Source organism: Aliivibrio sp. S10_S31 (assembly GCF_014694495.1).
GTDB classification, from domain to species: domain Bacteria; phylum Pseudomonadota; class Gammaproteobacteria; order Enterobacterales; family Vibrionaceae; genus Aliivibrio; species Aliivibrio fischeri.
Window position 1 is genome coordinate 57,603 of the sequence record NZ_JAAUWR010000024.1, and the last position, 11,291, is coordinate 68,893.

The 11,291-nt window shown below is 36.6% G+C and carries 10 protein-coding genes and 1 pseudogene; 5 read left to right on the plus strand and 6 right to left on the minus strand.

Annotation, left to right across the window (positions count from 1 at the left end):
- Positions 1 to 2: 2 nt before the first annotated feature.
- From HC728_RS17495 to HC728_RS17505, 3 genes are read right to left on the minus strand one after another with little or no spacing between them, the layout of a single operon-like run.
- Positions 3 to 1,265 (minus strand): AAA family ATPase, encoded by a 1,263-nt coding sequence (locus HC728_RS17495; protein WP_141677044.1) that lies wholly within the window; start codon positions 1,263 to 1,265, stop codon positions 3 to 5.
- Positions 1,262 to 2,170, minus strand: a complete 909-nt coding sequence (locus HC728_RS17500; RefSeq protein ID WP_065641184.1) for a radical SAM protein — start codon at positions 2,168 to 2,170, stop codon at positions 1,262 to 1,264. The genes HC728_RS17495 and HC728_RS17500 overlap by 4 nt, the downstream gene beginning before the upstream one ends.
- Positions 2,167 to 3,396: an ankyrin repeat domain-containing protein gene (locus tag HC728_RS17505; protein WP_065641185.1), complete on the minus strand. Its 1,230-nt coding sequence runs from the start codon at positions 3,394 to 3,396 to the stop codon at positions 2,167 to 2,169. The genes HC728_RS17500 and HC728_RS17505 overlap by 4 nt, the downstream gene beginning before the upstream one ends.
- 272 nt (positions 3,397 to 3,668) lie before the next feature.
- Here HC728_RS17505 and HC728_RS17510 point away from each other — a divergent pair, with 272 nt between their 5' ends.
- Both HC728_RS17510 and HC728_RS17515 read left to right on the plus strand, forming a co-directional pair.
- A complete protein-coding gene (locus tag HC728_RS17510) occupies positions 3,669 to 4,580 on the plus strand; it encodes a hypothetical protein (protein ID WP_065641186.1) in 912 nt (303 codons plus the stop codon).
- Positions 4,581 to 4,903: 323 nt separating this feature from the next.
- Positions 4,904 to 5,053 (plus strand): annotated as a pseudogene (locus HC728_RS17515) (CreA family protein); the annotation flags it as partial.
- A gap of 53 nt (positions 5,054 to 5,106) precedes the next feature.
- On the opposite strand, the gene HC728_RS17520 reads toward HC728_RS17515, so the two are convergent.
- Positions 5,107 to 5,733: an OmpA family protein gene (locus HC728_RS17520; protein WP_065641188.1), complete on the minus strand. Its 627-nt coding sequence runs from the start codon at positions 5,731 to 5,733 to the stop codon at positions 5,107 to 5,109.
- A 208-nt stretch (positions 5,734 to 5,941) separates the two neighbouring features.
- Here HC728_RS17520 and HC728_RS17525 point away from each other — a divergent pair, with 208 nt between their 5' ends.
- Together HC728_RS17525 and HC728_RS17530 are read left to right on the plus strand one after the other, a co-directional pair.
- Entirely contained in the window at positions 5,942 to 6,379 is a 438-nt protein-coding gene (locus HC728_RS17525; RefSeq protein WP_005422665.1) for a DUF3069 domain-containing protein, read from the plus strand.
- Between the two features lie 43 nt (positions 6,380 to 6,422).
- Entirely contained in the window at positions 6,423 to 6,665 is a 243-nt protein-coding gene (locus HC728_RS17530) for a DUF2960 domain-containing protein (RefSeq protein WP_005422664.1), read from the plus strand.
- On the opposite strand, the gene viaA is transcribed toward HC728_RS17530, so the two are convergent.
- Together viaA and HC728_RS17540 are read right to left on the minus strand one after the other, a co-directional pair.
- Positions 6,666 to 8,114 (minus strand): ATPase RavA stimulator ViaA, encoded by a 1,449-nt coding sequence (gene viaA / locus HC728_RS17535; RefSeq protein ID WP_065597520.1) that lies wholly within the window; start codon positions 8,112 to 8,114, stop codon positions 6,666 to 6,668.
- Between the two features lie 18 nt (positions 8,115 to 8,132).
- Positions 8,133 to 9,782: an ATPase RavA domain-containing protein gene (locus HC728_RS17540; RefSeq protein WP_065597521.1), complete on the minus strand. Its 1,650-nt coding sequence runs from the start codon at positions 9,780 to 9,782 to the stop codon at positions 8,133 to 8,135.
- Between the two features lie 282 nt (positions 9,783 to 10,064).
- Between HC728_RS17540 and ltaE the strand changes: the two genes are divergently transcribed.
- A complete protein-coding gene (ltaE, locus tag HC728_RS17545) occupies positions 10,065 to 11,069 on the plus strand; it encodes a low-specificity L-threonine aldolase (protein WP_190395815.1) in 1,005 nt (334 codons plus the stop codon).
- Positions 11,070 to 11,291 lie beyond the last annotated feature (222 nt).

The window sequence follows — 11,291 nt, forward strand, 5'->3', positions numbered from 1 at the left end:
AATTATACTTCTTCTAGTTCACAGCATTTATTGAGGTCATATGACAATCCAACCTCAAACATTGATTCGATATTTGTAAACTCCGTTTCTGCTAAGTAAGCCTCCACTGCTTTGTTTAACTTTTCGTGAGCAACCAAATACCCTTGATTTGCTGCTTCTAACATTGGAATGTCAATCATCGAATCGCCAATGGCTACTACGTGTTTTCCTTTGTCTCTTAGTAGATTCGATAATTCTTTCTTGAACAATGGCGTAACAAGATATTCAATTTCTGGTTTGCAAATGTTCCCTAACAAAATGTCAAATATTTGATGCTTTTCGTTAACTAGGCTCCATATATCAAATACGCCTGACGTAACACCGATAACAATAGAGTCTTTCTGATTCGCTAAATAGTCGAATATGCTCTGGCTCAGTTTTATCTTTTTCAAAGTTTGAGTCGCCGATTCTCCCACTTTCATAGGATTATGCTTTTTGTATAGATTCCAAACTTTAAAGAATTGGTATGAAGTATACCTATCATTTCTAAATACAGATTTTAACTCTTCTTTTTTTATTCCTAAATGTCTACAAAAATCATAAGTCCCATCATTAATTGAAACAGTCTTATCACAGTCGACAAGGATAACCTGAGTTGATTTTTCTAGTAACTCTTTATAGTTAGTAAAAAAGTTAAGAGCTAAGGTTTGATTACAAAACTTTGATGAATATGAGTCTAACCAAAAAGAAATAAATTGAACCGTTGATTTAGTGTCTTCATCTAAAATCACTAGCTCTTTTCTGTGACTATTACATATTTTCTCTAATTCACATTTTTCATACTTTTTCCAATTTCTTATTTGTTCTACAGTAATATCTAAATTTCTTTTTTCTCCTGTACTTTTTCTTGAAAATTCTACAATCATTTCTGATGGAGTATCCAAGTAGAAGAAGTGGTCGTAAACATTTTCATCCTGTTCAGTGAAGACTACTTTGTAAGAATCACCATCTATAAAAGAATAATGACCATCTACTAGTACGAGATCGTATTCTGAATTCTTTTCATTCACGATCTCAGTGAATTTTTCACGTAGAGTTTTTTTCCTTGATTCTTCGAGACTTTTGAAGGTTTTTTGGAACATATCTTGAGCAAGAGCATTCAATGTCTTTGAACCCTCAATATGAATAGCAGTTAACAGTGTAGTTTCCTGTAAATAGGCTATTACATTCTTGATTAGATAGTCTTTACCAGCTCTGGATACACCATAGATAGCTAACTTCATCATTTAACCTCAACATATTTATCGTAGTAACATTCACCGTCCTCTAGAGACCTCATCTGACCCATTTGAAACTCTAGATTTTCAAGGTCCATATCGAATGCTCCATAATTGTAATCTTCATTTCCATAGAATCTGCCACACGGATAGATACCACGTTTGGTGATGAAAATATTGGTACGACCTACTCCACAGAGTGTGCCATACATTGTACAGTCATATTTCTTTTTGTTATTTTCATCAAGTTGACGTACTTCGAACTGACTACCTTTAAAATCTTCAAGTAAAGATTGATATTCGTCCTTTGATACTGTCATACTTTCATCGTGAGAATCGAAAAGGCGTGAGAAAGTTACATCCTTAAAGTTGTTGTCTTCAAGATAAGTTCTAAGTTTAGTTTTATTCAAAATGGTTTGGCTATGCACTGTACAGTTTATGGGTGGCTTATGTCCAAATTTAGACTCATACTTTTTCACTCCATTAAAAACAACATTATATTTCTCTCGACCTAAATTATGAAGCTCTTCATAACCATCCAATGAGAAGCACATTTTTATCGAGTCTTTATGCTCCAAGAAAAAATTCAACATTTTCTCTGTTAATATTGTTCCATTTGTAATGGTATAAAATGCTAATCGGTCAAGATTATTATTCTTTACATACTCGATAAGACCAACAATTTTTCTATATTGCAAAATAGGTTCACCAGAACCAACTATCCCAATTTTGAAAGTGGATAACTTGTTAATTCTTGCGTAATCATTTAGGTTTTTTGCTATTTTTATTAACTCATCAGTAGTAAACTCTTGCGGAATTCCACTTAACTTTCCATTATCTTCATTATGAAAGTGGCAGTAAGCACATTTTAAGTTACATTTTTCTCCAAGAGATATACAAGCTCTATCAATCACTTCAAGTATCCTTTAAACAGTTCAAATATATCACTACTTTTCGGGTTGTTAGCATCTAAATAGTCAACTGCTGTTTTGTTATTTCTACACCTAATCATCAAGTCAGTTTTTTCAATTAGCATTCTGACCATTTTTATATCGTGCTTAATACAAGCTTTCATCAAAGGTGTGTAGCCATTATTATCTTGTTGATTAGTACAAGAATCGTGAGATAAAAAGTAATCTGCCGCTTGTAAAAAACCACTCCACGCAGCAATCATTAGTGGTGTATTGCCAGCATTCTTACCTCCACTCCCATAGTCAAGATCAGCCCCGTTTTCGACCAACAACTTTATTATTTCAATTTTTTTAATCTGTGTTGCGTGATGGATAGCTGAGAATCGGTATTTGTGCTTATCCCTCACATCAAGATTGATTTCTTTTAGTGTGAGAAGATATTTGAGCATCGGTAGGTCACGATTTCGTACAGCACAAATCAATGGTGTTAAGCCACTATCAGGGCTATGAAAATTGACATCAACGCCCTGCATATCAAAATCCATAGCTTCTTGAAGTTTCTTTCCTTTAATTAAAGAACCGAACTCAATAGAGCGCACAACATCATAATCGTTGTCTGCGGTATGGAACTTCTCTATGTACATATTGGGGGTTATTGCTGTGAGATTTCTTGGTTCTCTAGTCAAGAACTGAAAATAGATATCATCACTTAGCAAATACACATCATCGTAAGGGCAAGCTTTCGATCTCTTAATTGCCACTTCAGCGATCTTTTCATCATTGTTTCCATCTGTTTTGATGCTTTTTTCTATACAGAATTTTTCTTTCTTCTCAGTAATGGATTTCATTACCAACCAAGCTTTTTGTTTTGTAGAAGGGTTGCCTCTGTCTTTCAGATTATTCAATTCTGAAATCACTACTTCTGGTATCACGACCTCTTCAAAGAACTCTTCAAGTTCATCAATGATCGATGGTCTTTTGATCAACGCAGACGTATCAACAACAATAACCTTTTTCTTGATTGAAGTATTACCTACTAGCTCATCAGTTGAAGTTTTGAAAATTTTCGATAGTTTTAGTAACTGAGACGAAGATGGCTCGTTTTTCCCATTTTCCCAATTTGATATCACAGGTCTAGCCACGTTAAGCTGCTCCGCAAGTTCTTTTTGAGACAGCTTTTGTTCATCTCTAAATGTTTTGATGTTCTTTCCTATTAGTTCTGTCAGCATAATTTACACTCATATCCTTTGGCTATACACTCAACGCCTTATGTGTATTGAAACATAACAGGGCGTTAACACAGACACAAGAAGCAAGTAGCTGATGTATAAATACTTTACAGCGTGTAACTATGCGTGACACGCATTCTGCGGTTAACCCTTGGAAAGTCATTTTTACCAAATTTGTAATTAATTCCTTAAATACCAATCGAATTGCATATTTTTCTACTCTAAAATCTGGTTCAATATGACTATGTATCTGACCTTGTGGGAGTTTAGCTATGTTGTGTAGCACTCAAAGAATGGGAATTCGATTTTGCCTTAATGACAATGGTGTTTTGATAGACTCAAAGGAAAGCAAAGACCTAACAGGTCATTGCCGTGTTTGTGGTAAGAGTGTCCAACGTGAGAAGAGTTTTCAACTATTTCAACATTCTGATAAACAATGCGACCACCTAGTTCTATCCGAAATCTGTGAACGTTTAACCTATTTAATTTCAGTTCAACAACGACTAGCCATACCTATTGATTACACTTGCACAAACAGTATTAGTGTAGATGTGACACACTGCTCCCTATTAATCGACACAGATACTAGACCTCTAATCGAACTAACACTGCAAGATAATAAAGCGATCTATCTTACAGTAACGTTAGATGACTCCGAAGTTGACCAAAACCAGATTCAAAATCTCAGAAAACGGTTCGAGAGTGTGATTGAGCTGAATCTTAGCAATCTTACTGTCCCATCTACCGACTTTACTTCTTATCTAAGTGACAAGGTTTTAGATGACCAATTTCACAAACGTTGTACTTGGCTTTCTTTCAACCCTCTTCACTCCCTAACCAGAAATATCGCATCAATTGAACAATCCTCGATTGACAACGAACAGCAACGAGCTTTAAGTGAACTTGAACAGGTAAATGAAAGAATCAAAGTTGCTAACCATACACTGGAACGAATTAACCGTGACATTGTAACAACGAAAACAACCTTAACTCATTATCATAACCAGCAACACAAGTACGACTTAAGTAAAAACATAGAAGATCTGAAAAGACAAGAAAGTGAGCTATTTAAGAAAATCTCGGCATTAAAACGGCAAAGAAGCGAATTATTGAACGGTAATACAACATCTAGACTAAGCGATAAAGTTGAAGAGTTGCGTGCTGCCTACTCTTTAGGTAAGTAGCATATCAAACAGCAAGAGTTTGAGAAAAATAGCTTAAAGAGACAGATTGAACGTCTAACGAATCAGAAATCTGAGTTTGATAAAGAAATTGATAATGCCAAATGGTTAAGACGTGTACTTGAAAAGTTTGACTGTAACTTTGGAGATTTAGAGCAAGAACTAATGCAAATTGTCGAACTCTCTGAGTCTTATGACCAATATCAAAACAAGTCCAGACTAGCGGAGAACAAACTCAACGAACTTGAAGCCAATGTGAATAAAAAACAAGAAGAGCCTGATGAAGTAAAGAAAGGGGTTGAGTTTTACAAAGCTAAAAAGTTTAAGTTAGACGTATTTACGATGCTGAAAATCAAACGTTGCTGTACTTGTCATACACAACAAAAGAAACGGAAGGTAGCTTTAAGCATAGTTTATCAACGGTGCCATTGTGGGGAACAAAGGCTTACGTAGAGCAACCGGTTACTGCTAACTAATTTATAAACATCTAAAAAATGGCCCTCAACAATGAGGGCCATTTTTTATATTGTTACCAGTGAATTTTTAAGATGGTAATTTCCACTCTTCGATTACATTTACGACCTAGGATCGTATCGTTATCACATAACGGTAGATATTCACCAAAACCTCGAGAGTATAATTGACTCGCATTTAGTTTATTCGATAGTAAATAGCGACGTACTTCGTTTGAACGTTGTTCAGATAAGTTCTGATTCTTAATCGGATCACCAGTCACATCCGTATGGCCATCAAGTACTAGAGCTAGCTCTGGTTTACTCGCCATAACGACAATCAGTTTATTAAGTAGTGAGCGTGCTAGTGGCGTTAATTCAGCTTTAGCGCTAGAAAAATGCACTTTTTCTTGAATGCTTATCACCAGTTGGTCATTACCTACTTTGTGATATTGAATACCCATATTCGATAATTGTTGAGCGACTTGTCGCATGTCATCGTCTTTTAACTCACCATTAGGTCCAGTCAATGCACGTGTCATTTCTGACGTTTCCACCTCTTCAACAGGCGCTGTTTCAGGATTTTCAAAATCAGGGAACGGTGCATCTTCTTTCGTCTTTGGTGCGGTATCTAATAAACTACTTCCTTGTGGTGCACACCCAACAAATAGTAATGAAGCAAATAATGGTAAAAGTCTTAGCATGATCAATCCGAGTAATATAATTCCTACTCTTGATATCGACGTTTATAATCGTTTCTTTAATGAAAAACGGTGATAAATGTGATGTTGATTCCTGCTTTTCGCTTATTAAAACCACGATTTCTTATCAAATGTCCCTTATAGGAATGAATAAAATTGACATTTCTGATGGTCTAGTTACCATTTCCTTTTTATATGACGAGAAATTCCCATGTCTGAAGTTGAAAACACACAAAAAGAAGCTATCGATCTAGAAACGATCTCTCCTGAACTTAAAAAAGTTATCGAATTTGAAAACGTTCCTGAAGAAATGTGGCACATGCTTGTTTCTGTGCACGAAGTAGCTGAAATCGCAGTTCGTGAATCTTGGGATGCAATGCCAGCTAGTGCTCAAAAAGTTCTAGATAACTTTGAGCAATTCCACGCATTAGTTTCTCTAAGCCAAAGCTACGCTGGTTATGATTTCATGGCTGAGTTCGAAAACTTAGACCTACCAGAAAACATGGACGAAGATGCTCAAGCTGAATACCGTTCACAACTTCTTGATCAAGTTTTACACAACTGTGTGAAAGATCTAGTTAAGCAAATCAAAAAAGCACGTCGTGATCCAATCATGAAGCGTGAACTTGCTGAAATCTTCAAAAAATAATTAATATTGGATGGCTTTAGCGCCATCCTTTTTCGGAGAAATAATGGCTCGTATCGTTCGTTATACTTACAAGTCTGAAACAAAAGAGATCCCTTTCTCTTTTCGTGAATTTCACGGCCCATTTGAAGCTGCAGCGGCTGCTGAAGGTATTGATATCTCAGATTTCGATACTATGTTGAAGCAAGTTGAAATGGCCTCAAATAACCCTGGTGCGGTTAAAGATTTCCGTCACAGCTACTTTACAAAGCTTGGCTTTTCAAAAGTACGTTTCGTGAAAGAAGACTAATTAGCGAATTTGCGTTAGTCTCCCTAGCATTGATGGATGATATGCCCATGTGTGGTCAAACATCGCCATTAATGCTGGATTTCCATATTTTGATAAACACACCGCATGAAATCGGTTCTGATGTTTTTTCAAATCCCCTACCATTGCATCTATCTTTTCTGACTGTGTCGGTGCTATAAAATCAGACAATACCACTAAATCTGCGTTTTTATACTTATCCCCATGCATCAACTGAATTGATTTTTCCAACACGGGCTCTAAATCTGTACCACCATGAAATTTATACGATAGGAAATCAGCGACTTCTTTCAAGCCATCCTGTTTACTTAATTCATATGTAATTTGCTGAGTCGAAAACAGAATTACATAACAATCTCGCTCTTCTGCCAATGCAATCTGCATTAACCCATAAGCTAACGCTTTTGCACATTGTTCAGGAAAGCCACTCATAGAACCTGATGCATCGACACAAACAACAAACGGCCCTTTCTCAATAAGTGCATTACTTGCGGCTCTCGATTGAGTTGTGACTTTTCGTAACTTACGATCTGCCCCCTGCATACGATAGTTCATCAAACGTTTATCAATAAGGTGCTGATAAAAAATAACTTCAAGCTCTGGATGCGATAAAAATAAGGTTTCATTAGGAAGTAAACGACTTAAATCATCGCCTTCATGAACACCAACAATATCGTCAGTTACAAAATCACTCTTCTCTTCCACCACTTTGACTTCTTCAGCCATAGCTTGTGATTTATCACTATGTTCAGCTTCATTGGCCATACGTCCTAACTTAGACGCGATGTCTAGTAATCCTTTATTTTTCTTCAGAAACCGAGCATGTAGTTTCATGATATCTACATTAGATTTGGTCAATTTTGCTGATGCCATATCCCACAGTTTACCGATTTGAGCTTCATCACCTTCAGCAGTAACAGACTCCATGGTTTTTAATGTTTCAATTCGTTGATACAAGTCAGCAAGGAGTTTTTCTTTATCCTCTTGTAATTCACTTAACTGCGCTTTTTTGATTGCATCCGACAAACTTTGATACCAACGTTCACAAAAGAATCGAGGGAACATTGGGTTCATTAACCCTTTGTTATCATTAGCCAGTTGTTTTGCTTCCACATAAAATGCAGAGTGCCATTTTAGCTTAGATACAATCTCATCAATGCGTTGATAAAACTCATTTTCGCTCCAATGAATCACATCTTGGTATAAAGCCAGTTCATCTTGAATACGCTCTGTTTCGCATACTTTGGTCATCTTATGCTTAACTTTGCCACGCCATTTCAAAATATGATTCTTAATGGTTGGTTTTATATTAGGGTTTGATTTCGCTGCTGTCAGAAATTGTGGACGTGAGAGAACCTCAGCGATCGAAGAATCAATCATCCCTGATTCTGCTACCATCATTACCAAGTTTAAGGCATCAGCACCTAACATATTTGTCCTTACTACTTATTAAGAATAATAATCGCTAAACTTCATTACTCGTCGACTGGAGTTATTAAATTGAGTTTTACATCCCTCAATACGTTGAGTTAATAACTGTAGACTGTTTTCAATCACTGAAGGCAAAGTTTCTTCAATAAAGTTATGAGGTAAAGCTGCATGAAATTGAGTTCGACTCTTTAACAGTTGATGTTCTGCTTCATCTAATTTCTTTTGATTTACAGAAACTTGCTCTGCCCATGCCTCAAATTGACTTTCAGTTGGGTCATTATGACCAACCATACCGACAAGAACAGAACGATTTGCGATATCTTTGATTACTAATCTGGAATCCGCATCTAATTCAAAATTAAGCATGCACAGACTTGGGTTCTGGTTTACATAACCATATACCGAGGCTTTGCCTTCTTTCATCTGCTTTTCGATGTCATCAGGGTTAACATAAACCCAGCGGCTATCGCCTTTTTCACCTTCGGATACTGACATATTAGATTGAAGCATCACTAATTTTATTAATTGATGTGCATTGCCAACACTAAAGCGCTTACCTTTTTGAAAATCGAATTCATAGCTTTCTTTTTTCATTAAGCGGTTACCGGCAGTTTCCATGTGCAGTTCAACACTGTGATTTGCCAAAATCTTGGCTTCCATTTCTGCCATATCCGTTAAGATCATATCGATATTCATTAATACCGCTTGTTGATCAAACGCTTTTTCTGATGCGAATGTTCGAATACTCTCCCGTACTTGCTCTCTGTTCTCAGGAGTCGTCCATAAACAATCTTGTAATAACAACAAATCCATCGGATTAATTTCATCACGACCACTAAAGAAAGCGGATGCTTTTAATAATTTAACGGACTTTTTCCAGCGTCGATCAGATACATACAGATCTTCATCATAAGCCGTATTGTTTTGCTCAAGCATGGTCTTTAACTCAAATAGCTTTTCAAAAACTTGATCGGATAAGGTTAATCCATCCAATTCTTTTTGCCATTGATGATACTCGCTGTCCGTTACAACTAATGATGGATCGATTTCTGTTTCTTGAATCGTCCCTGTCATCAACATGGATTTAAAATTATTTTTATTTTGAATACGGTTAACAAATACGCGTACTAACATTCGGTCATAGAGCGCATCTAAGCCGCTGTCTTCATCGGGTAATTCGTTTGATGCCGAAATAAGAAGTCGCATTGGGACAGGAGAAATTTCATTACCATTTTTAAATGTTTTTTCATTAACAACGGTCAGTAGTGTATTAAGAATTGCGGGCCCTGCTTTCCAAATTTCATCTAAGAAAACAACTTGAGCATCAGGTAAGTAACCTTGAGTTAATCGAACGTATTTACCGTTATCTTTTAATTCTTGAATTGAGAGAGGACCAAACACTTCTTCTGGTGTCGAAAAGCGTGTCATTAAATATTCAAAATAACGGCTGTTATCAAACGCTTTAATTAATCGTTTTGCTATTAAGCTTTTTGCAATACCAGGAGGACCTAATAAAAATACACTTTCACCAGACAACGCGGCAAGTAAGCATAGTCGCATTGTATCTTCACGTTCATACACACCATCAGATAATGCGGTAGTGAGTTTTTGAATTCGTTCAGATAACAGCGCACGTGCTGCGCTTGTTCTCGTTGAGGTTCCTTGCATTACATTCCCTTACACTTAAGATAACTGCTTTCTCTTGAGTATAATGTAAATTTCAGAGTCGTTATAGTTACATATTGCCTCAATTGTTTGATTAATAACCATATACACTCATCAATTAGTCGAATCCCTCTACTTTAGAGGTAATAAATTGCACTCTTCTTAATATATAAATCACCATTCTCGTTATTTTTTTGTAAAACCCAAATAACATTGTTTTCATGGATACAAGCCGTGTGCTAGGTTATCTATCTATATAAAAATAAGTGCAGTAAAGGATATACCATGATTGATTTTCGCTCTGATACAGTTACTCGCCCAACACCAAATATGCGTGAAGCTATCGCTAACGCTCTGGTTGGTGATGATGTTTATGGAGATGACCCAACCACAAACGAATTAGAACAATGGGCTGCTGAGCGCCATGGTTTTGAAGCGGCAATGTTCACTTCATCAGGAACACAAGCAAACCTATTAGGACTTATGGCTCACTGTGAACGTGGAGATGAGTATTTGTGTGGCCAACAAGCCCATAACTATAAATATGAAGCTGGTGGTGCAGCAGTATTAGGGTCAATCCAACCACAGCCGATTGAAAATAATCCTGATGGTACTTTATGCTTCGAAAAACTGGCTGCTGCAATAAAAGCGGATGACTTCCATTTTGCTAGAACCAAACTATTGAGCTTAGAAAACACCATTAATGGCAAGGTTCTTCCGTTAAGCTACCTAGCTCAAGCTCGAGAATTTGTGGACAAACATCAACTTGCTCTGCATTTAGATGGAGCTCGCGTCTATAATGCCGCAGTTGCGTTAGATGTTGATATAAAAGAGATTGCTCAACATTTTGATAGTATGACAATTTGTTTATCAAAAGGCCTATCAGCACCAATTGGTTCTTTACTACTTGGCACAAAAGAATACATCAAAAAAGCTCGCCGTATTAGAAAGATGCTGGGGGGCGGTATGCGTCAAACGGGCATTCTTGCTGCTGCCGGAAAACTCGCATTAACCGAGCAAGTACCACAACTGGCCGTGGACCATGCCAATGCGAAATATTTAGCTGAACAGTTGAATACGGTAAATGGATTTTCAGTGAATGTTGAGCATATTCAAACAAATATTGTTTTTGCTAAATTAGACAACAAAGTAGATATCAAAACGATTTGTGATAAAGCTCTTGAACAGGATATTTTACTTTCTGCTGGCAACCCTATTCGCTTTGTGACTCATAAAGACATCACAAAACAAAATATTGATACCTTAATTGAGTTCTTAAAACAGAACTAATCTTATCCATTCCATCAATATAAAAAGAAAAGAGCAGCCAAATTCGCTGTAATGCCAGTCAGTTAAGCTGACTGGCATTTTTTTTATTTATTGCGTATTTCTTGGGTTTCAGTTTCACCCAACGAGGATAACTTCTATCTTCTCTTCGAGGTGGTAGGATAAACATGGATATTTGCTGTAGTAATACTTCATAATGTTTAGGTAGCTTCCCTGGACTCCTTA